This window comes from Micromonospora sp. S4605, from assembly GCF_003176715.1.
In the GTDB taxonomy this organism is placed as follows: Bacteria; Actinomycetota; Actinomycetes; order Mycobacteriales; family Micromonosporaceae; genus Micromonospora; species Micromonospora echinaurantiaca.
Genome location: NZ_QGSW01000323.1, coordinates 1 through 23,108 on the forward strand (window position 1 = coordinate 1; position 23,108 = coordinate 23,108).

Annotated in this window: 18 protein-coding genes, 5 tRNA genes and 1 pseudogene; 17 read left to right on the forward strand and 7 right to left on the reverse strand. The window is 68.6% G+C overall.

The features are described 5' to 3' along the window. The 11 genes from DLJ47_RS28475 to DLJ47_RS28525 all read left to right on the forward strand — a co-directional run. Positions 1 to 1,227 (forward strand): RNA-guided endonuclease InsQ/TnpB family protein (locus tag DLJ47_RS28475; protein WP_109904529.1); only part of this gene is annotated, 1,227 nt, incomplete at its 5' end. A 424-nt stretch (positions 1,228 to 1,651) separates the two neighbouring features. Continuing rightward, a complete protein-coding gene (locus DLJ47_RS28480; protein ID WP_109904531.1) occupies positions 1,652 to 1,981 on the forward strand; it encodes a hypothetical protein in 330 nt (109 codons plus the stop codon). Between the two features lie 495 nt (positions 1,982 to 2,476). Further along, positions 2,477 to 3,499, forward strand: coding sequence for a C40 family peptidase (locus DLJ47_RS28485; RefSeq protein WP_109904533.1), 1,023 nt, complete (start codon positions 2,477 to 2,479; stop codon positions 3,497 to 3,499). Positions 3,500 to 3,520: 21 nt separating this feature from the next. Beyond that, positions 3,521 to 4,387, forward strand: coding sequence for a TnsA-like heteromeric transposase endonuclease subunit (locus DLJ47_RS28490; RefSeq protein ID WP_199236036.1), 867 nt, complete (start codon positions 3,521 to 3,523; stop codon positions 4,385 to 4,387). After that, a complete protein-coding gene (locus tag DLJ47_RS28495) occupies positions 4,384 to 6,426 on the forward strand; it encodes a helix-turn-helix domain-containing protein (protein WP_109904535.1) in 2,043 nt (680 codons plus the stop codon). The genes DLJ47_RS28490 and DLJ47_RS28495 overlap by 4 nt, the downstream gene beginning before the upstream one ends. Beyond that, positions 6,423 to 7,514: a TniB family NTP-binding protein gene (locus tag DLJ47_RS28500; RefSeq protein WP_109904537.1), complete on the forward strand. Its 1,092-nt coding sequence runs from the start codon at positions 6,423 to 6,425 to the stop codon at positions 7,512 to 7,514. Before DLJ47_RS28495 ends, DLJ47_RS28500 begins: the two co-directional genes overlap by 4 nt. A 17-nt stretch (positions 7,515 to 7,531) precedes the next feature. Further along, on the forward strand, positions 7,532 to 10,099 hold the full coding sequence (locus tag DLJ47_RS28505; RefSeq protein WP_158289905.1) for a TniQ family protein: 2,568 nt from the start codon (positions 7,532 to 7,534) through the stop codon (positions 10,097 to 10,099). A gap of 201 nt (positions 10,100 to 10,300) precedes the next feature. Continuing rightward, positions 10,301 to 10,663: a hypothetical protein gene (locus DLJ47_RS28510; protein WP_109904541.1), complete on the forward strand. Its 363-nt coding sequence runs from the start codon at positions 10,301 to 10,303 to the stop codon at positions 10,661 to 10,663. Positions 10,664 to 10,751: 88 nt separating this feature from the next. After that, positions 10,752 to 11,447, forward strand: a complete 696-nt coding sequence (locus tag DLJ47_RS28515) for an ATP-binding cassette domain-containing protein (protein WP_192902324.1) — start codon at positions 10,752 to 10,754, stop codon at positions 11,445 to 11,447. 65 nt (positions 11,448 to 11,512) lie between these two features. Then, a complete protein-coding gene (locus DLJ47_RS37165) occupies positions 11,513 to 12,751 on the forward strand; it encodes a hypothetical protein (RefSeq protein WP_233258066.1) in 1,239 nt (412 codons plus the stop codon). Continuing rightward, positions 12,751 to 13,380 (forward strand): hypothetical protein, encoded by a 630-nt coding sequence (locus DLJ47_RS28525; protein ID WP_109904559.1) that lies wholly within the window; start codon positions 12,751 to 12,753, stop codon positions 13,378 to 13,380. Before DLJ47_RS37165 ends, DLJ47_RS28525 begins: the two co-directional genes overlap by 1 nt. A gap of 551 nt (positions 13,381 to 13,931) precedes the next feature. Here DLJ47_RS28525 and DLJ47_RS28530 read toward each other — a convergent pair. Then, positions 13,932 to 14,165: a hypothetical protein gene (locus tag DLJ47_RS28530; RefSeq protein ID WP_199236038.1), complete on the reverse strand. Its 234-nt coding sequence runs from the start codon at positions 14,163 to 14,165 to the stop codon at positions 13,932 to 13,934. 121 nt (positions 14,166 to 14,286) lie between these two features. Between DLJ47_RS28530 and DLJ47_RS37790 the strand changes: the two are divergent. The 3 genes and pseudogenes from DLJ47_RS37790 to DLJ47_RS28545 all read left to right on the forward strand — a co-directional run bounded on the left by DLJ47_RS37790 (position 14,287) and on the right by DLJ47_RS28545 (position 17,481). Continuing rightward, a pseudogene (locus DLJ47_RS37790) lies at positions 14,287 to 16,212 on the forward strand (S9 family peptidase). Positions 16,213 to 16,419: 207 nt separating this feature from the next. Beyond that, on the forward strand, positions 16,420 to 17,073 hold the full coding sequence (locus DLJ47_RS28540; protein ID WP_109904543.1) for a Type 1 glutamine amidotransferase-like domain-containing protein: 654 nt from the start codon (positions 16,420 to 16,422) through the stop codon (positions 17,071 to 17,073). Positions 17,074 to 17,166: 93 nt separating this feature from the next. Further along, positions 17,167 to 17,481 carry a site-specific integrase gene (locus tag DLJ47_RS28545; protein ID WP_109904545.1) on the forward strand — a complete coding sequence of 105 codons (315 nt, stop codon included), beginning with the start codon at positions 17,167 to 17,169 and terminating at the stop codon, positions 17,479 to 17,481. Between the two features lie 159 nt (positions 17,482 to 17,640). Here DLJ47_RS28545 and DLJ47_RS28550 read toward each other — a convergent pair whose 3' ends face one another. Continuing rightward, on the reverse strand, positions 17,641 to 18,369 hold the full coding sequence (locus tag DLJ47_RS28550; protein WP_109904547.1) for an outer membrane protein assembly factor BamB family protein: 729 nt from the start codon (positions 18,367 to 18,369) through the stop codon (positions 17,641 to 17,643). A 690-nt stretch (positions 18,370 to 19,059) separates the two neighbouring features. Between DLJ47_RS28550 and DLJ47_RS28555 the strand changes: the two genes are divergently transcribed. The 3 genes from DLJ47_RS28555 (at position 19,060) to DLJ47_RS28565 (ending at position 21,909) form a co-directional block, all read left to right on the forward strand. Further along, positions 19,060 to 19,473 carry a DUF2267 domain-containing protein gene (locus DLJ47_RS28555; RefSeq protein WP_109904549.1) on the forward strand — a complete coding sequence of 138 codons (414 nt, stop codon included), beginning with the start codon at positions 19,060 to 19,062 and terminating at the stop codon, positions 19,471 to 19,473. A 726-nt stretch (positions 19,474 to 20,199) separates the two neighbouring features. Beyond that, entirely contained in the window at positions 20,200 to 21,036 is an 837-nt protein-coding gene (locus tag DLJ47_RS28560) for an alpha/beta fold hydrolase (RefSeq protein ID WP_109904551.1), read from the forward strand. A 9-nt stretch (positions 21,037 to 21,045) separates the two neighbouring features. Next, positions 21,046 to 21,909 (forward strand): helix-turn-helix domain-containing protein, encoded by an 864-nt coding sequence (locus DLJ47_RS28565; protein ID WP_109904553.1) that lies wholly within the window; start codon positions 21,046 to 21,048, stop codon positions 21,907 to 21,909. Between the two features lie 116 nt (positions 21,910 to 22,025). Here the strand turns inward: DLJ47_RS28565 and DLJ47_RS28570 are convergent. The 5 genes from DLJ47_RS28570 to DLJ47_RS35965 form a co-directional block, all read right to left on the reverse strand. Next, positions 22,026 to 22,096, reverse strand: a tRNA-Cys gene (locus tag DLJ47_RS28570). Positions 22,097 to 22,109: 13 nt separating this feature from the next. Then, positions 22,110 to 22,178, reverse strand: a tRNA-Arg gene (locus tag DLJ47_RS35955). 4 nt (positions 22,179 to 22,182) lie between these two features. Continuing rightward, positions 22,183 to 22,264: transfer RNA gene (locus DLJ47_RS28575), tRNA-Tyr, on the reverse strand. A gap of 55 nt (positions 22,265 to 22,319) precedes the next feature. Then, positions 22,320 to 22,404 (reverse strand) — tRNA-OTHER (locus DLJ47_RS35960). A 114-nt stretch (positions 22,405 to 22,518) separates the two neighbouring features. Beyond that, a tRNA-Arg gene (locus DLJ47_RS35965) sits at positions 22,519 to 22,589 on the reverse strand. Between the last annotated feature and the right edge of the window lie 519 nt (positions 22,590 to 23,108).

Sequence of the window (23,108 nt, forward strand, 5' to 3'; positions counted from 1 at the left end):
CGTTACAACTTCCGCGTCTACCCGACGCCCGGCCAGCAGATCGAGCTGGCTCGGGCGTTCGGGTGCGCGCGGGTGGTGTTCAACGACGGGCTGCGCCTGCGCCAGCAGGCACGCGAGCAGGGCGAGAGGTACATCTGCGACGCCGAGCTGTCCCGACGGCTGATCACCGAGGCCAAGCTGACCCCGCAGCGGGCATGGCTGGGCGAGGTCTCGGCCGTGGTGTTGCAGCAGGCACTCGCGGACTTGAACACCGCGTACCGGAACTTCTTCAACTCCCTGTCTGGGAAACGCAGGGGCCGCACGGTCGCGCCGCCGCGGTTCCGGTCGCGCAAGGACAACCGGCAGGCCATCCGGTTCACCAAGAACTCCCGGTTCACGGTCCTCGACAAGGGTCGGCTGCGCCTACCGAAGGTCGGCGACCTGCCCGTGCGCTGGTCACGCAACCTTCCGGCGGACCCGTCGTCCGTGGCGATTATCCGGGACGCATCTGGGCGGTACTTCGCGTCGTTCGTCGTGCAGACCACCGACGAACCGCTGCCGCCGGTCGACTCCGAGGTGGGTATCGACCTGGGGCTGACGCACTTCGCGGTCCTCTCGGACGGCACGAAGGTCACGGCACCGACGTTTCTGCGCCGTGCGGCCCGCAAGCTCAAGCGGTTGCAGCAGGATCTGTCCCGCAAGCAGCGGGGCAGCAGCAACCGCAAGAAGGCCGTCAAGAAGGTGGCTCGGGCGCACGCCCGGGTGGCCGACACCCGGCGGGACTGGCAGCACAAGCTGTCCACGGCGATCATCCGCGACAACCAAGCGGTGTACGTCGAGGACCTGTGCGTGGCTGGTCTCGGCCGTACCCGGCTGGCGAAGTCCGTGTACGACGCCGGGTGGGCCAGCTTCACCGCAATGCTGGAGTACAAGGCCGCCCGCGCCGGGCGGAGGTTCGGGAAGGTTAACCGTTTCGCACCCACGTCGCAGACCTGCTCGGCGTGCGGCCGGATCGACGGACCCAAGCCGCTCAACGTCCGGTCATGGACCTGCCCATGCGGGGCGACCCATGACCGGGACGTGAACGCGGCGATCAATGTGTTGGCCCAGGGACGCTGGGACAACTCAAACGCCTGTGGAGCGCAGGTAAGACCGGCATCCGTGCCGGCACCGCGCCGTGAAACAGGAATCCGCCCGGGCGCCACGCGCTGTTCCGCGCGCAGCGCGGAGGGAATCCCCGCCCTGTAGGGCAGGGAGAACGTCAACGCCTACGGCCTGACCCGGCTCGACGAGCCGCACCGAGTCAACCTCATCGGCCCGACCAGCACCGGCCTCAACCGCGCCTACGCGATGACCACCGACCTGACCAAGCCCTGGTCGTCGCCCACCTCGACGTCACCGGGCACCCACACCCAGCCCGCTGCTCATCGACGGCACACACCGGCTCTACCGCGCCTGGCGCGAACACGTACCGCGGTTACCCGCCTACCTGCTCACCGCCGAAGAAACCCGCCAGATCCAGGACACCACGCTCCTCGGACCCGGCCGGACCTCCATCGCGCCGCCGGCCTGAACGGCGGCGGTGACACCACCTCCTACCGCGTACGCCTCGGACGTCGGCCACCGTGCACGGCGGCCGAGGCGTACGCGCATCCACTCTCGGGAGAACCCCATGGCCTACACGCAACCGTGGCAGAGGGTTTGCGACTGCCGCTGCCTCGTCCACCACCACCTGCCGCGCACCACCTACACCGAGCCCGACTGCGCCTGCACCATCACCTGCGCCACCCAGCCCCTCACGCTGCTGGCCGACCCGTGGGGCTGCGCACTCTTCCTCGACCACGGCGGCGACCTCTGGCACGTCCCCGCCATGGCCAACGGCACCTGGGACTGGGCAAGCGCCGCAGAAGTCGACAGCCGGCACGACTTCTACGACGCCAGTCGCTTTATCGAGCACCTGCTACGCCAAGCCGCCCACGTACTCCACACACCCATCGCCTGACCGCGCCGTCCAAAGTGGGCCGCCTACCCGGGCGGCCCACTGCCCCTTTTGCGTTTCACGACCCGAGAAGACTGCGACGCACCGCACTACCGCAGCGCCGTCGAGCGCGACTGCGACTGCCGCTGCCCGATTCACCGTGGCCAGCCGCGCTCGGTCTACAACGACCCGGGCTGTCACTGCCTGGCCATCTGCACCAGCCAGCCCATGCCCCCTTGGCCCCACAGATCAACGACGCCCCGTTACTCGACTACTACGCGATGCCCTGGCGCGTGCCCGGCCTGAAGACCGACCAATCGGACCCGGCGCTACGCCACCCCGGTCGACGTCGGCCACCCTCTGTTCGAGACCGCCGACCGATCGCCGCATTCTCCGCGACACCCACGCCGGGCTGCTGCCGCTCATCCACTACCGGTAACCCGCAGCACCGCTGCACCTCTGCCGGTCGCACCCGCGCGGACACCGGCCTTTCTGTTTTCAGGGGAAGGTAATCACCACATGGCCAAGGTCATCGTCGGCGTCGTCACCGTCGTCATCGTCGCCTGCTTCGGACTGCCCATGCTCCTGCTGTCGGCCGTCATGGGCGGCGGCTCCGGCGGGTGCGGCATCGTCGCCCCGCCCGCCGTACGCCCCTCCGGACAGCCACCTGGCGCCAGTACCTGGGACACCGAACAGCTGGAAATCGCCGCCACCATCATCGACGTCGGGGTCGCTAAAGGTGTACCGCGCTGGGGCTGGGTCGTCGCCGTTGCCACCGCCATGCAGGAATCCGGCCTGCGGAACCTGCCACACCTCGGCGACCGCAACGACCACGACTCCATCGGCGTGTTCCAGCAGCGCCCGAGCCAGGGCTGGGGAACCGTTGCGCAACTGTCCGAGCCCGCCTACCAGGCGGGCACGTTCTTCGACAAGCTCCTCACCGTTCCCGGCTGGGAGTCGATGCCGCTCGCCGAGGCTGCCCAAGCGGTCCAGGTCTCGGCCTTTCCCGACGCGTACGGGAAGTGGACCGACGACGCTGTGCACCTGGTGGAGCAGCTAACCAGCACTCTCGCGGACTGCGCCACCGATGCGCTCTCCGCCCTGCCGGATGGGTTCGCGTTACCCGCTAACACCCCGCCAGCCGTGGCAGCCGCCATTGTCTGGGCTGTCAACCAGCTCGGCACCCCGTATCACTTCGGCGGATCATGCACCGACCCGCACTCCGGCGACCCCGACAAACGGTGCGACTGCTCGTCCCTCATGCAGTCGGCGTACCGGGCAGCCGGTATCTCCATCCCCCGCGTCACCACCGACCAGGCCAACGCCGGGAAGCGGGTGGCCGACCCAGCGCTCCTGCTGCCCGGCGACCTCATCCTCATCCCCGGCAGCGAAGGCACGATGGCCAACCCGCGCCACGTCGGCATGTACCTCGGTGATGGGCTCATCATCCACGCCCCGAAGACCGGCGACGTCGTCAAGATCACTCGGCTGAGTCGTTGGATCACCCGGATCGCAGCAATTCGCCGCATCGTTGCCCAGTAGTCGTGTAGGTTCTCAACCTCGATGACGCTTTCTCAAGATCGTGTCGTCGTGGATGTCGCTTGCGACATGAATGTGAGTGACGTCGGCGTGGCGGAGGGTCCAATTACGACGCAACGTAGCACGATTCATCGCGTGGCTCGGGAGGATGCGGCTCGCCGCGATGTGCCGATGGCCGTGCGGTGGCGGGGCGCAGACGGGTCGTTGTCGGAGTCGGCGCTGGCTCGCGTTGTGGTCGAAGATGTGCTGGCCGGCATGCCGGTCCGTGACTGCCGCTGGTATCGAGGCCGCCGCTTCTATTCGGGCTGGTACTGGTCGGCCACGATGCGCCGGCTGGTCGCGTACGAGAGCCGGCTGGAGTTGGCCCGGATCATGCTGGCCGACTTCGACGCCGCGGTGGTAGGGATTGCGGCCCAGCCGTTTCAGCTGGTCGGCGAGGATGGCAGCCGGGTCCGCCGGCATGTGCCGGATCTATTGCTGCTCAACGACTCTGGCCTGGTGACGGTCGTTGACGTGAAGCCGGCGCGCCGGGTGGCAGAGCCGGATGTGGCGGCGATGTTCGCGTGGACGCGGGAGGTCGTGGCCGCCCGTGGCTGGGCGTTCGAGGTGTGGACCGGAGCGGATCGTCAGGTGCTGGCCAACGTCACATTTCTCGCGGGTTACCGGCGCAGGCCGGTGGTGAACGAGGCGCTGGTGCCGGTGGCGCTGGAGCTAGCGGCCGGTCAGGCAACGGTCGGTGGGCTGGAGGCGGCGTTGACCTCGTACGCGCCGCTGGAGGTGGCACGGCCGGTGGTGTTGCACCTGATTTGGGCGGGCGCGCTGCACGCGGAGCTGGAGCGGCCCTTGGGGTCCGGCACGCCGATCAGCATGTCGGCCGGGGTAGCGGCGTGACCGATCGGGTGTTGACGGTTGGGCCGGGGGCGCAACTGCTGTTCGACGGCGATGTGTCCGAGGTCGTCGAGCTGGACGGGACGCGGGTGGTGCTGCGCAATGTCCGCACCGGCGGCCTGGTGAGCGTGGGGCTGGCGCGGCTGGTGATGGCCGCGCAGGCGGTGACGGGCCGGGCCGATGAAGGGCCGTCGGTGGGTGTGTTGCTGGCCGGGTTGAGCCGCCGGCAGCGGCAGGAGATCGCGGAGCGTGCTGAGCACGTCCGGGAGGTGTTGACCGGGTTCCGCAGCGGTCAGCCTGACCGGGCTGCGTCGGGGGAACCCGATCCGCGGTTCGCGGCGGAGGTGCCGTGGAAGACCCGTTACGCCAACAAGGCGGCCCAGTTGGGCGTGACCGCGCGGACGGTCGAGCGGTGGGTAGCCGGTTACCGGGAGGCGGGCGAGGCCGGTCTGGTGACGCGGCGTCCGGGCGCGTCGTCACTGGTGGACCCGCGCTGGGACGAGGCGGCGCGGCAGGTGCTGGCTGGGCTGGTGAATGCGTCCACGCCGACGCGCAGCGCGGTGATCGCGCGGGTGAGCGCGGCGCTGGCCGAGCAGTTCGGCGACAGCGTGGTGCCGTTGCCGTCACAGGCGACCGCCTACCGCCGGTTGGCCGAGCTGACCAAGGGCACGAACGCGGTGTCTGGCAGCGCGAAAGGCCGCCGGTCGATCGCCGAGCGTCCGGCGGGGGTCTACGGACGGCTGGAGGCGACCCGGCCCGGCGAGTACCTGATCCTGGACACCCAGGATCTGGACGTGTTCGCCATGGAGCCGGTGACCTGCCGGTGGGTGCGGGCGCAGCTGACGGTCGCGCAGGACCTGTTCACCCGCTGCATCGTCGGGCTGCGGGTCACGCCGGTGTCAACGAAGGCGGTCGATGTCGCCGGGGTGCTGTTCGAGGCGGTCGCCGGGCGGCCGGTCCCGGACTCGTGGCCGCCGTCAGCGGCCTGGCCGTATCACGGTGTCCCGTCGCAGGTGGTGTTCGACGCGTCGGTGCCGTCGGCCGGGCCGGTCTGCGCGCCGGAAACCCTGGTCGTTGATCACGGCAAGGTGTTCCTATCGGCGCATGTGATCGGCGTCTGCACCCGGATGGGGATCTCGATGCAGCCAGCGCAGCTGCACAAGCCTACCGACAAACCCACCGTCGAACGGTTCTTCCGCACCCTGCGCGAAGGGCTGATCCAGCACCTGCCTGCTTACAAGGGCCCGGACCTGCACTCGCGTGGCCTGAACGTCGAGACCGAGGCGTTCCTGTTCCTGCATGAGGTGGAGGACGTGATCCGGGAGTGGATCGCGACGGTCTATCACCGGGCCAAGCACGACGGGCTGACGATTGCAGCCTGGCCACATCTGGCCCTGTCTCCGGTCGAGATGTTCGGCGCCGGCATCGCAGCGGCCGGGCTGCTGCGGCTGCCCGCCAGCCCGGACCTGGCCCTGGACTTCCTGCCGGTTGTCGGGCGCACGATCCAGCACTACGGGGTGGAGATCAACGGGTTGCGCTATAACGGTCCCGGGTTGAACGGCTATCGCAACACGCGCAGCCCGTACCGGGGTGCTCTGGCGGGGCGGTGGCCGATCCGGCTCAATCCGGACGACGTGCGTCACGCCTGGTTCCAGGATCCGGCCGACCAGCGGTGGCACCGGCTCGACTGGGAACACGCCGCCGGCCTGGACGCGCCGTTCTCGGCCGATGCCGCCGCCTACGCCCGCCGGCTGGCTGCCGCGCCCGGCGCGGCCCTAGAGCCGGCGAAAGCGCTTTCGGAACTGCTTGAGCGGTGGAGCGTGGGGATGGTCACCGACCGGCGGGAGCGGCGCATGGCCGCTCGCCTGTCGTTGGAGTACGCCGCCCTGCCCCACGTCGAGCCGTCCGGCTCCAGGGCGCAGCCGGCCGACGAGGCGACCTCGGTCGGCGATCCTCTGGTTGGGGACGACGATGACGGCGACTTCGCCGCAGGCCGTGATGAGGACGGGTTCTACGACGACGCGTTCGAGGTGCTGACGTGAACGGTCTCTACAGCCTGTCCCGCAAGGAGGGCTGGCGACGATGGGTCGACACCCCGGCCCGGACCCGCCCGGAGCGGCTCACCCCGACCGGGCTGGCCGCGCTGAGCGAGGACGCCCGCGACGACTACGCCGAGGCCCGGCACGACTGGCACGCGAACTTCGGCATCCTGAGGACCCCGCAGCTGGCCGCGATTCACGACGAGCTCGACCAGATCGTCGCCACGAACCGGCAGGATCCTGACCGGGTGCGCGGTGCTGTGGTGATCGACGCGCTGCCCGGGTTGGGCAAGACCACGATCGCGAACACCTTCGCCCGTGACGTCGACCGCCGCGCCCGCCGCCGCGCCGGCCCGGTCACCGACGAAGGCCACGAACGGCTGCCGGTGTTCCGGGTCGGGCTGACCTCTCGCACCACGCTGCGCACCCTGAACCGGATGATTTGCGAGTTCTACGGCCACCCTGGGGCCGAACGCGCCAGCGCCGCGCAGCTGGCCGTGTTCGCCGTCGACTGCGTCCTGTCCTGCGACACCCGGCTGGGCATCATCGACGACCTGCACTTCATCGACCTGAACCGCCGCGACGGCGTCGAGGTATCCAACCACCTCAAATGGCTGGCGAACGAGCTGCCCGTGACGTTCGTCTACGCCGGTGTCGGGTTGGCCGAACGAAGGCTGTTCGCCGAAGGACTGGCCGGTGAAGCCGCCGCGCTGGCGCAGACCGCCCGACGCTGGACCCGCCTGGAACTGCCTCCGTTCTTGATCGACACCGACGCTGGCCGTGTCCACTGGATCAACCTGCTCAAGGCCACCGAACGGCAACTCGTGCTCAATCGGGCGTATCCCGGGATGCTGGCCGACATCGGTGACTACCTGTTCGCCCGCACGACCGGCCATATCGGTTCGTTCATCACGCTGGTCACCCGCGGCTGCTACAAGGCCATCCGCCACGGCCACGAACGCCTTGACGTCGACTTGCTCGACACCATTCGCATCGACGAGGCGTCCGAGGCTGCTCGCCACCAGCTGCAGGCCGCGTTCACTGCGGGCTCCATGACCACCCGCCCACGCCGCCGCGCCCGCATCAGGTGATCGGAACCCTGCCCAGGGTGCTGCCTCTGCGGACGAGGATTGACCCGGGTGAGGCGCTCGACGGGTGGCTGCTGCGCCTGGCCCGCCGCAACCAGATGCCCGCGCAGTGGCTAGTCGCCGCACTCGGCCTAGCGGAGGTGGTACGCAGGAAGACGCCCCGGACGTTGGTTCGGGGCATGTCCACCAGCCAGTTACGCGACATGGAGCAGCAGGCCGGGCTGCCCCGCACCGCCCTCGACACCGCCGTCTTGGCCCCCTACCACCTGGTCGGGTGGCCGGCCCTGCCCGGCTCCCGGTTCTGCGCCGCCTGTCTACGCGAGCCCGACGCCCGCTGGCCGATCCGCTGGCAGCTGCCCTACACCTTCGCCTGCCTGCGCCACCACTGCCTCCTCGCGGGCTACTGCCCCGCCTGCCAGCAGGCGCCGCACAGCCATTGGTCGATGCGCACCGGAACGGTCGACGCGCACTGGTGCACCCTGCGCCGGCCCACCAGCCGAGACATCTGCGGCGCCGACCTGCGCGAGCACCAGCCCCACCAGCTCGACCCCGGCGATGCCCGCCTCGCCGCCCAGCAGTGGATCAATACCCTGCTCGACACCATCAACGATGCGGGCGCCGCCGATCAGCTACGCGACGTTCACGGGCTCGCGCAGTGGCTGCGTCGGCGAGTGCACCCGGATGACCTCGGCAGGTTCGGCGACATCACGGTCGCCGCCGCACCCGAGCACCAGCAGCGGCGTCGCCGCAACACCGGCCGACGCCACCAGGTCCTGGAAACGGTCGTGACGGCGGCCGTCGCCACCCAGGCGGTCGAGTTGCTGTCCAGCGCCACTAAAGCGGACCTGTTCGCCCGGTTCCGGCCACTGATCAGCACCATGGAGCCGGGCGACCGCCGGCCCCTGGACGTCGCCCATCGCAACCTCGCCACCCTCACGCCCGACCTCACCCGTCGGTTGCTGTCCGCCGCCGACGCGCACCTGATTCCCACCGACCGGCTGCGCTACCGCACCCCCACCAGCACGCCCCGGCTCGTCACCCGTGAGTCCGCAGCCGTCGCAGCCGAACGCGCCCGGCACCTACCCGAATACCTCTGGCCGGAATGGATCATCCGGCTACGACCGGTGGCAGGGTCGTTCACTGACACCATCGCCACCGACATCCCCGCCGCGCTGCTGCTGCCCGGCAACCCGCTGCACAACAAGGCCGCCACCGCCGAACTCACCCCCTGGCGCGGCAACAGATCCCGCACACTGAGCCTGCTCGCCGAGCGGAACCCGGACGTGCTCACCGCGCTGGTCAACCTCGCCGACTACCTCGACATCCACGGCAGCCCGATCGACTACCGCCGCCGCCGTGCCCAGTTCACCGACGTTGCGATGAACCGGCGCCAGTGGGAAGAACTCTGCTACTCCGTCGACGCCCATCCCGGCCAGGCGACGCGACATCTCAACGCCCGCCGTTACCTGTTCGTCCAGCTCACCGGCGCGAGCCTCACCAACACCCGGCATCCGCTGGCGTTTCCGAACGCCGGCGACAAGAACGACTACCTCTTCGCCTTCCACGGCGGGCTATCCACACCGCTGCGCCAGGCCCTGCACGACTACGCCCGCGCCCTGCTGCGCTCCCACTCCATCGACGAGCCATTGACCTGGGCACCTCCAGGGCACTGCGTCACAGGGCTCACCCTGCCCGGACGCGAGCCTGACGACATCGACCTCGCCGCAGTCGACCAGCTGATCAACCGCCAGCGGCTCACCGCCAGCGCCGCAGCCGTCATGCTCGGCGTCACCACCGAACACGTCCGCTACGCGATCAGCCAGCTGCACCGACCCGGCAAACACAACGGCCGGAACACCCCACCCGCCAGCCGACGCCTGCGCGAGCGCGCCACCGCGCTCCTGACCGCTGAATTCTTCCGACGCGAGTACCAGGACGCCGGCAAGAACCTGCGCACCATCGAGGCCGAGACCGGCATCCACCGCAAACTCCTCGCCAAACACGCCAAAGCCCACGGCATCGAGCTCACCGACCTTCGCACGCTGAACAAGCCCGTCCCACTCGACCCCGACTGGCTCCGAGAACAGACCGAAGTCCACCAGCGCTCCGCCACCGACATCGCCGCCGAGGTCGAGCTCACCCCCGAAACCGTCCGCCGCAACCTGATCCGCTTCAACATCGCACGACGGCCGCAAGGCTTCGCCGGGATGCCCTCCCACGGCCGCACCCACCCCGACCTGCCGCAGGAGATCCGCCGCGCCGTCGAAGGCCCACCCCACGGCTGGCTGCGACTACGCCGCTTCCAACAGATTATCGGCTACCCCAGCATCAACGTCGCCTCCCGCGCGATCAAGGTCAGCGCCGCCACCCTCACCGCCCAGATCGCCAAGCTCGAGGCCGACATCGGTAAATCCCTGCTCAACCGAGGCCGGCCCCGCCACCCGATGACCCCAACCGAAGACGGCCACGCCCTGCTCGCCATGCTCGGACACCCGCGCGCCGCCGAACTGCTTGACCGGTACGCCAAACCGCTACGCGGCTGGCGCCCTGACGATCCTCGCCGCGACCGCACCACACAACGCCAATGAGCAGGACACAACGGCCGCCGACCAGGCTTGAAATGATCATAAATATCGATGAAGTCCTTCGGCGTGGAGCCTTGACAGGCACCGTAGGCAAGGTATCGACTGCAATGAGTGACCCCAGCCGGCGAGTGGATCACAACCCAGTCAGGTTTCGCTGAGTCGCCGTGAACCGCGCGGCGTGCAGCGACTACGGAAAGGGTCGTTATGCGAAAGATCTCACGGGCGCTGGCTACTGGCGCGTTCGCCTTCACCCTGGTCGGCGTGGGGGCCGGGGTCGCCGTCGCCGGCTCCAACACGGTGCAGGCCTGCACCCTCCGCGCCGACGTGCCGGACTCCGACAACAACGCATGGGTCGGCCGCGAGGGCTGCTCCAACACGATTCCCGGCACCGGCTACATCTATGAGGACCGGAACAACTGGCCCGACGACAAGGTGGGCGAGAAGTCCTTCGACGCAGGAACGGCGCTGGTGGACGGGTCCTGCGGAAACGGCGATGGCAACTACTACTCGAGGTTCGAGTCCAGCAGCGGGGCGTCGGCCGAGTCGTCGCGGGCCTACCGCTGCTGACCGGATCGTTCGAACGAGGACAGAGGTTCATTGAGTGACGGGCACAGTTGAGGTTCAGGACCTCTCGTTCTCATACAGGAGGCGCCGGGTGCTTACCGGCGCCTCCTGCACCGTCGGTCGAGGAGTGACCGCCCTGCTGGGCCCGAACGGGGCGGGGAAGACCACGCTGATCAAGTGCATCGTCGGGTTGGCGCGGCCCGATCAAGGACGGGTGGTCATCGACGGTCGCAATGTCAGCGACGGCAAGGCGGCGCAGGCGTTGATCGGGTACGTGCCGCAGAACCCGTCGCTTCCCGGCTTGGCGAAGGTGCGCGACCTCGTCGCTTACGCGGCCTGGCTCAGCGGCGTGGACGCCGCGCGGACGGACAAGGCGGTCGACGTGGCGCTGGACAAGATGCAGGCGCTGGACCTGGGGTCACGGCGGATCCGCACCCTCAGCGGGGGACAGCGCCAACGAGTCGCCCTCGCCACCGGCATCGTGCACGATCCACGGATCGTCATTCTGGACGAGCCCACAGTCGGTCTCGACCCTGGGCAGCGACTCAAGGTGCGAGAGGTGATCCGGCATCTGGGGACCGAGCGGCCGGTGCTGCTATCCACCCACCTGACCGAGGACGTCGAGCATCTCGCGGATACCGTCGCCGTCCTGGCCGACGGCAAGATCCGGTATCAAGGTCCCCTGGCGGGACTGGCCACGACCCAAACCGGCGTCGATGGCCGACCGGGGTCGCCGTTCGAATGCGCCTACGACGACCTGATCATGTCGTTCGGTGGTGCCGAATGAGCCGGATACGTCTGCTACTCGGCTGGCCCGGCCCGCTCTGGGTGTTCCCGGCCGCAGGTGCCCTGATGGCTGCCGGTTCGTTTCTTATCAACAGGAGCATGCTCGCCGCCGACTACGTCACTTGGGCGGCCGTCTCCGCCGCCTGGCATGAGTCGCTGTGGATCCCTGGGTCGGTGGCGGCTGCCGCAGCTGCGGCACTGGGCGCGGCCTACTTCCCGAGATCGTCGCCAGTGGCCGCGCCGCTGCGGCCGAGAGTGGACCACGGCCTGTTCCTCATCCATGGGCTTGCCCTGGCGTTCTGGCTCTGCCTGGGGCACGCCGTCGGGCTGGTTCCGATTGAGATCACTGCGGCACGCCAGGCTACCGCCGGAGCCTTGGCACTGCAGGACGTGATCGTCGGCCTGGCCGGCCTGGCCACGTTGACCTCGATCGGTTTCTGCCTCGGCGCGGCCGTCCGGCACTGGGTGATCGCACCCGCGGTCGGGCTGCTCGCCTTCGCGGTCATGGGCTTGCCCAATACATCGCTGCTCACACCGATCGGGTTGATCCTGCCGGTGCGGCAGTTCGTCACCACCCCCAGGTTCGAGTTAAATCCCCCGACGACCATCTTCGCCGTTGTGGCCTCCACCGCGATCTGCCTGCTCGCCGCCTCGCTGGCATCTTGGGCCAGGTCACGCGGGTCGGTCCGCAGCAACGGCCGCCTCTTACTGACGTGGCTAGCCGCAGCGGCAGCTCTCACGGCGATCGCGTTCGCCTGGCGGCCGGAACTGTATGTCGTGGACCGCCCCGTCGCGCGCACGTGTCAGCAGGTGCAGGACACGGAGGTGTGCCTACATGCGGCTAACGCTCCGGCGATGGCTCGAACCGTCGATGTCGTTGGGCGCTTGCGCGATGCGGGACTGGCCCCGGTGCTGCGCCGTGTGACGGACTTCGCGGTCTCCGATCACGACAAGCCGCGCCCTGGAGAGGCATTCGTTGAACTCAATCCAGGTCCTCTCGACCGTCGTTTCGTCGCCGCCACCATCCCCGACCAGGTCGCCTTCCTCGTGAGCGAAGCCATGACCCTCCGCGCCTGCTCGCAGCCGGGCCGATCTATCGAAGGCCGCGACATCGCGGCGGTGCTGCAAGGACGAATTCTTCAACTAGCCGGCTTCGCCCAACTGGCGAACACCGTGGCACCAGCCCAACCACCGTCAGCAGCGCAGAAACTGGCAACCATGAACGCCGAGCAACTCATCGAGTTCGTCCAGATCAACCAACAGCTGATCCGATCGTGCCTACTCTCACCCGCCAGCCTTCCGTGATGCGTGGCCGCGTCGCCGGACTCTGGCACGCCCGCGGCGGGCCACTCGCCTCGACCGTCATCGTCGTCGCACTGGTTATCGCTGCCGCGTTTCCCGAGTTGAGTCTGTCGGTCAGCACGGTGTTCGACCTGCCGCCCCGAGGCGTTGGCACCCCGGAGCTAGTTACCATCGCGCTGGCCAGCGTTCTTCCGGCGATCACCACTCCACGATTCGACGGGCGAGAACTCACCGCGCGCCGGTCCGCGCGGCTCGGACACCTGACCTACTCCACGATCATGCTCGCAGCCCCACTGGCCGTCCTGCCGGTCTGGTACTGGGTGATCACCATCCGTCACCCCGACACGCAGTTCCCACCCCTGCACGGCCTCATCGGCAATGTGGTTGTCTTCACAAGCACCGGCGCGATTCTCTGCCTCATTCTCGGCCCGCTGGTCGCCACCGTCGCCACGCCATCCCTGTTCGCACTACTCGTGGTCGCTCAGCAAGCCCTACCGGAATCGCTACTCAGCAAGATCTTCTCCACCGGCCGATCCTGGCACACCAACTACTGGATCACGACCACAGTAGCGCTCCTGGCCCTCGTCCTCAGTTGGCGCCTACGAGCCGTTCCATGGCCCAACCGTCCGTGACCACGAACTCAGCCTGACGGCTCAGCCCAACCGCCCCATCCCCTGCCTGCTCAACGCACGCTGAGGACACTGCAAACGGGCGCGCGTGCATGCCCGGCTGACGACGACGCTGCCTGGCACCCACAACTGCGCCTGTGACCAGCCGCGCCGCGCTGAGCGCCATCGCCGTCACGGTCTCCCTGAGCCTTCGACCTGCCCTCAACGCAAGCACAAGTCAGCCGACCAGCCTGGCGGGTCGGCCAAACCACCACGCCCAGAAAACGACACGATCTTGCGAAAGACGGAGCGACATCAATCTGCGAAGCAGGCCAAACATCCCTGGTCAGAGCGCCGCCCGACGACAAGATCAACGAGAACCTACAAGTCGGCGCACGTTCTCGGCCTCGACTCCGCTCGGCGCTCAATCGCAATGCCAGCATCGCGGCGAGCGGATCCCAGCTACTTCTGCGTTCACACTGACCTCACTCGGTCAGACCCTCGGAGGGGAATCGTCCTCGCTCGGGCGGCCCAGGCATCGACGATGCGGTCCAGGGTGCGCCTGCCCCACCGGCTCATCGCCGGATTGGAGTCGAGGTAGTACCAGACAGGCCCATCGCCTGCTGGAACGCCCACGCCATCCCGCGCCGCCACTGGACGTCGCCGCATCCGAGCTCGCGGCGGAGGATGCCGCGCTGGTGCACGTCGAGGAGGTGCCGGGCCGCCACGAGGTCGAGCGCCGGGTCCGCCGGGCCGAAGCCGCCGCCGTCCAAGACGCCGACGAGACGGCCGCCAACCGTCCACGACATGTGCGGACGTTGTTGGCCGTTGTGCGGGCGCCCGCCATGGCAAGGCGAGGAACCTTGGCGCTAGGCGAGGCGGGCGTGCTAGGTGGTGGCCGCCGTAGTAGTTGATCGATACTCTGCCTCGATGGCCCGTGCACAGCTCACCGCCCAGTTGGTGGTTGACGGTCGTGTTCCGCAGGCACTGGCGCTGTCGCCGGACGGCAAGTGGGTCGCCTACGTGGTTGCGCCGGTCGGGCGGGCTGATGATCACCCGGTCAGCGAGCTCTGGGTCGCCGCCGTCGACGGGACCGCGTCTCCGCGACGATTGACTTCGGGTGAGGCGTACGATTCAGCGCCGCGGTGGGCCCCGGATTCGCTGCAGGTCTATTTCCTCTCCGACCGGGCCGGGCGTGGCACGGCGCAACTGCACCGGGTGGGGCTGGTCGACGGTGTTGTGCAGGCGGTGACGTGCTGGGCCGGTGGGGTGTCGGGCCACCTTCCACTAGCCGGTCCGGACCTGGTCGTGGTGATCGCAGCCGATGAACCGTCTGCTGAGGACGAACGTCGGGTGAGGGAGCGTGACGACGCTCGGGTGTGGGGCGAACGCGTACTCCCGGACCGGCTGCGGCTGCTCGACGTACGGAGCCGGGAGGTTCGGACACCGAATGCGTTCGGCGGTCGTCATGTCGTCGAGGTGGTCCAGCGGCCCGACGATGGAATGTTGGCGGTACTGACCTGGTCGACCCCGGACGTGGACCCGGGCCTTGTGGAGCCCGGTCTGCACCTGCTCGATCCGGACAGCGGCGTGACGCGGGACCTCGGCCCGGCCGCGGCGGACGCGTCGTCGCTCGTCTGGTGGTCCGCCGACGACGGCTGGCACTTGGCATATGTCGCAGCGACTCCGCCCGCTCTGGTGGGCGGAAACGCGGTTTTCGATGTCGCCGTGCCGGTGAGCGGGCCGGTCGGCGAGCACCGTAACCTGGCCGCCGGCACGACCGTGTGCCCGAGCAACCTGGTTCAGGTCGACGCCGGTCCGCCGCTGGCGCTGGTTGCTGACGGGCTCGATACCGCGATCCACCGGCTCGATCCGGTCGGGCGCACGCTCGTCGAGGTGTCCCGGGTTGACGGCCTCGCGACGTCGTTGACCACGAGCCGGCACGGTGACGCCGTCGCTGCGGTGGTGAGCACGTCCTATGAGCCCGGGAACGTCTACGCCGGCCCCACTTGCGGGCCGCTGACGAGCCTGACCGATCTCAGGCCCGAACTCCGCGACATCCGGTGGGGTGTTCAGCAACGCCTGTCGTACGAGGCATCTGACGGGCTGACGCTGGACGGCCTGCTGATCCTGCCCGCCGGCCGGTCTCACAAGGACGGGCCGTTTCCGCTGGTGACGCTTGTTCACGGCGGCCCATACGAGCGGCACGCCGACCGGCTCATGCTCGGCTGGGACCCGTCCGGCCAGTGGCTGGCGACTGCGGGTTACGCCGTGTTTCTGCCGAACCCGCGCGGCGGTCAAGGGCACGGCCACGACTTCGCGGTGCGCGTCGCCGGTGCGGTCGGCCTGGACGAGTGGTCCGACATCTGCGCCGGCATTGACCTGCTCATCGCCGATGGCGTTGCCGATCCCGACCGGCTGGGCATCGGCGGCTGAAGCCACGGCGGTTTCATGGCCGCATGGGCGGTCGGGCAGACCGACCGGTTCAAGGCCGCCGTGATGGGCGCCGGAATCAGCGACTGGGGAATGCTTGCCGCAACCGGAGAACAGGGGCCGTTCGAGGCTGCCCTCGGCGGCAGCAGCGGCTGGGAAGGAACGGGTCCACACCGCCACGACCGGCTCAGCCCGATCTCCTACGCCTCCAAGGTCCGCACGCCGGTGCTGATCCTGCACGGCGAGAGCGACACCAACGTTCCGGTATCACAAGCGGAGTTCTTCCACCGCGCGCTACGCAGGTTCGGAGTCGAGCACAAGTACGTCGTCTATCCCCGAGAGAACCACTCGATCCGCGAACGCAACCACCAACTCGACGTGCTCCGCCGCACCCGCGCATGGTTCGATCGGTGGCTTGGATGACCCAGACGTCCCGTGCCGCCGAGAGGGCGTCAGGGGCCGCACGTGCGGGACCGACGAGTCAGCCGACCGCTCGTGCCAATGTGCGCAGGGGGCTTGGGGGGTCGTAACGGCGACGAGTTTCGCTATGGTGTCCAGCCTGTACTCCCATGCACCCGATCTCCCGACTCTCGGGGGAAGCGTCATGACCGCTACGTACAGGAGGCAAGCGTGAAACTTCTGCTCACGTCCGCGGGCGTCAAGAACCCGAGCATCCGCGATGCGCTGGTCGACCTGCTGGGCAAGCCGATCGCCGACTCCAGCGCCCTCTGCATCCCTACGGCGGCCCACGCCATGGGCGGGCCAGCCTCGGCCTGGCGCTTCATCACCGGGCAGACGCCGCTACCCATGTGCGACCTGGGCTGGAAGTCGCTGGGCGTCCTCGAGCTGACAGCGCTGCCCAGCATCGGCGAGGAGCGGTGGCTCCCCTGGGTCCGGGAGGCTGACGTCATGCTCGTGGCCGGCGGCGATGCGACGTACCTGTGCCACTGGATGCGGCAGTCCGGGCTGGCGGATCTCCTGCCGTCGCTGCGGGACACCGTCTGGGTGGGGTTGAGTGCGGGGAGCATGGTGCTGACCCCCCGGATCGGTGCGGACTTCGTCGAGTGGCAGTCCGCGCCCGACGACCGCACACTGGGGATCGTCGATTTCTCGATCTTCCCGCACCTAGGCCTCGAGCCGGACAACACCATGGCTGGTGCCGAGAAATGGGCGGCCGAGATCGCCGGCCCGGCGTACGCAATCGACGACCAGACGGCCATCAAGGTCACCGACGGCACCGTCGAGGTCGTTTCCGAGGGGCACTGGAGGCTGTTCCCCTCGTAGCCGGGGCCAACAGTGATCGGCGTGGCGAAGCGCCCGCTCACTGCCGCTCCGGGTGGGCTGGCGTTCATCGCCGCTGGTGACGCACGGTGATGTGTGGCTGCCTTTCCTGCTTGCGGTTCCAAGTCGTACCGACCGATCAGCTCGTCTCGCGCGCCGCGGTGTCACCTTCCTGGCCGCTACCGTGGGCAGACTCGCGTCCAAGCCGACTCCGACCTGCGGGTCTTCCTACGCTGGTGTACCGACCAGGTTCTCAACCCGCTGGCTGCCGCGCGGGTGGACATCGAGCGGTACGTGCGCTGGCTGCAGGACGTGCAGGCCTCGACGGTCTCGCGGCGCCTGTCGGTGGTGGTTGGGTTCTATCGGGTCTCGTCATCGACGCCACCGGTCGGGTTCGCCCGGTTCGAGTGAGCACCATGAACCCGACTCGCGCCGATCCTGGCCACGTACATGGCCTCCGGAACCTAGACAGCGCTCGCGGCTTTGCCGAGATCAGTGCGCGTCACCGCCGTAGCTTGTCAGCGGAGGCGGCGGTTGGTGATGGTCCACCCTGGACTCGACAGGTAGCAGCTATCCGGACGAACAGTCCAAGATCCGCCCGTCGCTGGTGCCGATGAGTAGACGTCCCGGTCCGGCTACGGTCAGCGCGGTCGGTACGGCGGGCACCCCTGCAACGGTGAGTTGCCGGCGCCAGCGCACGGTGCCGTCATGAAGGTCGAGTGCGACGATCTCACCATCGTCGTAGGCGACATACGCGGTTTCCGCGTCCGCGTCGAGGTCGGTGGCCTTCCGGTCGGTCCGGAAAACCCAGCGCGGCTCTCCACTGGTCACCTTGCGCCGTACTACAAACGAGCCCCCGGGCTGCAACCCGTGGCCGTGATACACGGTGCCGGCGTGAACGAGACTGCCGTCCGTGGTCTCCACGCCAGGGCCGGCGAAATGTGTCTCACCCGGCGTCCACGAGTATGGGAGCAAGCGAGGGAACTCCCGCTCCGTCGGCTCACGCGGACGCCCGGCAATCGGCGGATCCTTCAGGTCGGCTGCGGCGAGCCAGGCTTCACTCGGTTCGGGCGTCCGCTCGCGCTCGCGGTCGATCTCCCGGCAATAGACCCGGCTGCCGCGCCGGATACGAAGCCTGCTGCGCTCCCCGAGATGCCCGGCGGGTGCGACGGCCGGTAGACCGTCGGCGCAGCGCACCAGAGACGCCGGGGCGGACAGGGTGAGTTGCTCGAGCTGCGCCCCGTCCTCGAGCGAGAGCCGGACCAGGGACTGAGGAGGTTCCTCCCACTCGGGCCGCATCAAACTGACCCAGACCGATCGCTCATCGGTCGCGACGACGATGTCACGGCCGCCCTTGTGGTCCGGAACAGTCCATGGTCGATCCCCCGAGAGCAGCCTGTCAACCCCCGCTCATGCAGTGCGGAACTGGTCGTTGTCGAGGCCGCAAGGCCGCTGGTGCCGGCACCGGCCCAGCAACACGGGCCGCCACCTGCGAACCCGCCGAGGCCGTCAACGAGGACGGCGCGGACCTGGCCGAACCGGTCCACGACCGGGCAGGACCGGCGGCGTTACTGGTTCGTCCGCTGGGGGTGAGGTGACCTCACCCGCTTTCGGGACAGGCTGTCGAGGTATCGGTTCGCTGCCACCAGAGAGAGGTGAATAGCCATGACTGCCTCTGCTTCCCGACGCACTGGACCCACCCGCAGGGTCGGCCAGTTCGACCACCTGGTGACCTTTGCCCGGTGACGTCGACCCGAACAGTGTCGACGCCAGTCTCTCGGACGGGGTATGACGGTACGCGTGGGAAAGGCGCACAAAACCCAACCGCGGCGCATCGAGGTCAAGGGCTCATAAACGTCGCCGCCAGCGTTCCGGCGCTCAGGCGCTCGCTCCGATCCGTCCCAAGCATTCGTCCACTCGGCCTCGGCCGGCGGAGCGGCTGGACGGCGTCGGCATAAGGGAGACGGCGATTCGTCCAGAGGAGGATCCATGTGGTCTACGAGCGATTTCCTCAATGCAGTGACCAGGCGGGCAGGGGTGCCTGTCGATCTGGCGGCGACGATCACCCACGCGACGTTGGAGACCTTGGCCGATCGGATCAGCGCAGGCGAGGCTGAGGATCTCGCCGATCAGCTTCCTGGAGGGCTTGACAAACACCTGCGCAAACCGCCTATCCGGGAACAGGCGGAGCCATTCGGGCTTGGAGATTTCGTGCAGCGGGTAGCCGCACGTGCCGGCATCGACGATGCGCTCGCCGGTGTCGGAGTCCGCGCAGTGCTCACCACGCTGCGTGAGGCTGTTCCGGGTGACGAGTTCGAGGACATGGTGGCCCAGGTCTCGAAGGAGTTCCGGGAGGTGTTCGAACCTGTGGCTTCTCCCGCCGGACGACAGGCTCCCCGATAGAGGCACTGCGGTGGGCCACCGTCCGGGAACGGACGTCAGGTCGCAGCCCCTCGCCCGCCGATCATCAAGCGGTGTTTGCTGAGAGAGGAAGCGGCTTCCGGTTCAGAGGTTTCACTCGCAGACAGCTTCTGGACCGGGAGTCCCGCCAGCAGGTAGGTGTGCGATCACGCGCTGGGCTCCAGTAGCGGACTCCGTTCGCAGCCGTCAGAGCGCGGACTCGCCGCTCGCGGGCCGGTGCTGTGGTTGGCCCGGTTCAGCCCGGACAAGGTCCTGACGTCGCCATCCGGCCTGCCGGAGGCCGGCGAGGGGGGGCACCATCTTCGGCATGCACAGCCCCGACGCGTAGTTCGTCAGCCGCCCTGAAACGACGCCCGTTCGACATTGTCTACCGGCGCATGATCAACGACTCCACGGCTGCTGTGGCGGCGGGCCCGGGAGGACACCGGGGAACGACTACATACTCCCGCGTGACCGACTCGCATCCCCAGGCCGGCTCTTCAGAGAAGTCACTTCGCCGGACCCGCCGACACCCAGGATAGAACACCCGCTCCCGGCCGTGTCATGGCACAGAGGGGAGCCAGATGAGGACGCGGTGGCTTGGGTGGGTGGCCAGATGGGCCGCAACGCCTCGCGTCGGGCTGCGTGCAGCTCAGGGTCGGCCCCGGCCCATTCCACGACGACATTTGTCCAAGACTGATAGTCGGTAGCCCCTGCATCATCCCCTGTATGAGTGAGTACGACGTTGAGCAGTCGCAGGCGATGCATGTGGTCCACGACGGCCCGCGGCAGGCACCGCCGCTGTTGCTCATCCATGGATCCGGGTTTTCGGGCGGCTCCTGGAGTCCGGTGGTGCCGGCACTCGCCGGCTACCATCACGTCATCCGGGTTGACCTCCCGGGCTGTGGCCAGTCCCCGCCCGGGCAGTCATACGACGTGTCCGTGCAGGCGGGCCGGGTGGCGGCGCTGCTCGACGACCTCGGCCTTCGTCGGGTCCCCACGGTTGGGCACTCCAGCGGCGGGTACGTCGCCACCGCGCTTGCCGAACAGCGCCCCGACCTGGTGGGGTCGCTCGCGCTGATCAGCACCGGCCCGAGTCCCGATGCGTTCCTTCGGCAGCCGGTCCTTCTTCGGGTCCTGTTGGCCCCGCCTCTCGGCCCACTGCTCTGGTTGAGGCGTTCGGACGCGATGATCCGCAGGGGGATAAGCGTGACGTGCGCTCGCCCCGTGGAGGTCCCGGACGACTTGGTCGCCGACCTACGAAGCATCACGTACCGGGCGATGAGGACGGTGCTGCGCCGCAACACCGCGTACATCGCCGAGCGAAGCGTGCCCGAGCGTCTCGCCGCCCTCGATGTCCCCGTGCTGGTGATCTTCGGCACCGCCGACCCCCGCTGGAAGCCGTCGTCGGCACACCAGTACGACACGGTGCCGAACGCGCGGGTCGAGCTGCTGCCCGGCGTCGGGCACATACCCATGCTCGAGGCCCCCAAGATGACCAGCCAACTGCTGCTGAGCTTCACGGCAACGGCCGCTGACACCCTGCCCGTGAACCCTCAGGCATAGACTGGTCACATGCTGTCGACCGCGACGCCACCCGACTGGGCGTCCGTGGAGATCGCAGTCCCGCGCCCGTCAGCTCGGCTGCCGGGGACCAGCATGGCCGGGTTCCGCCACCGTGCCCCCGCACTGGTGGACATCGCCATGGTCGCGCACCCAGCCGTCACCCTGCTCATCGACCTGAGCGAGGGGGAGGGCCTGGTCTACGACACCCCTGGCCGGCACGAGCGCGGCAGTGTCGTCGTCGGGCTCCTCCCCGGCAATCTTCGGGCAAGTGGACGGGGGTTCGGCGAATGCCTCCAGATCCGGCTGGAGCCGGCCGCGGCGGCTGCGGTGCTCGGCGCATCGACCGAACTCAGCGGGACGGTGGTATCCCTCGAAGATGTCTGGGGCCGCGATGCCGGGCGAGCCGAGGACAAGCTGCGCGCCGCCGCGTCATGGGACGAACGGTTCACGATCGCGGTGGAAATCCTCGGCCGACGGCTGGGCGCCCGCCCACCGGTCGATCCGGAGGTCGCCTACGCCTGGCGGCGGACGCTCATCAGCCGGGGGCGGGTACGGGTCGACGGCCTGGCGGACCAGGTCGGCTGGAGCCGCAAGCGCCTGTGGTCCCGCTTCCGGTCCCAGCTCGGTATCACACCCAAACGCGCCGCCCAACTGGTGCGGTTCGACCACGCCGCCCACCTTCTCGCGACGGGACACGGCCCCGCCAGCGTTGCCACCGAAAGCGGCTACGTCGACCAGTCCCACCTCCACCGGGAGGTCAAGGCGTTCACCGGGCTTACACCCACGGCCGTGGCCGTCGCGCCGTGGCTCGCGATTGACGAGGTTGCGTGGCCGGCTTCATCGCCAACCCGGAGCCCTGGCCGGCTGAGGTAGTGCCACGACGAGCGTGCCCGAGCAGCGCTACCTGCAGATGCGGGCCGCCCGGCGGGCGGTCGGCCGTTTGGTGCTGTGGCCGTGCCGGACCAGGTGGGTGTCTCAGACCGCGTAGGAGGTCGTAGTCCGATTCGAACGGACGTGCTCCGCTTTGCAGGCGGATCCCTGGCCACTCGGGCATACGACCACGTCTTGCTCAGAGCCCTCGGTAGGGATCGAACCTACGGCCTGCGGTCCCGGAAACCGCCGGTCTCTCGAGCTACGAGGGCAGGGTGCGGGCGGAGGGATTCGAACCCCCTCAGCAAACGCAACCGGGTTACAGCCGGCCCCGACTCTCCAACTTCGGCGCGCCCGCATGCTGGCCGGAACTGCGGCCTCCGCCCGGGTGCCCAGCATGGGCCCCGCGGGCATGGCGGAGAGGGTGGGATTCGAACCCACGAGGGGGCGACCCCTGCGCCGCTTCCAACGGCGCTTCCGTAGCCAGCCGGCCTCTCCGTGGCTTCGGCACCTGGACTCGAACCAGGACGGGCGGCTCAACAGCCGCTGGGCTCCCAATCACCCAATGCCGAATGGTCGCGCTCTTAAATGCGCAACCAAGCTGCGCCACACCCCTGGAAGGACTCGAACCTCCGACACTCGGATCCGTAATCCGATGCTCTATACCGGGGCATGGCTGCGCCTTTCGGCGCACATGGCGGAAGAGGCAGGATTCGAACCTGCGACGGGTCAGCCCGCTCCTCCTTAGCAGGGAGGTGCCTTAGACCGCTCGGCCACCCTGCGTGGCGCCCCGTACCCGACGTGAATCGGCGACCTCTGCCGTCCAGGGCAGCGCTGTCACTAGCGGGTAATGGAGCACATCCGACAAAGATTCCAATGCGAGAGCAGGGCCTCGAACCCGGGACCTCCACCTTGGGGAAGGTGGCGCTCTACCAGCTGAGCTACAACCGCATGGGAATCCAGCCTCGGTAGAGAACAACAGATCCGGGGGGCCGGAATTCCGGACCGGGCGGGCAAAATAATCGGACACTTGGCGCAATGAGGTGGACGTGGTGCGCTCTACAGCGGTCGACAGTGAGGTGATCTCAGCAACGCGAATGTGTTGATTGGTGCGACACGGACGAGGCCGGACGATACGGGTGCTGCTGGAAACGGGCGTGGAGCCCACGGTAGATGAGTTCTCACCACAAGATCCATCAACC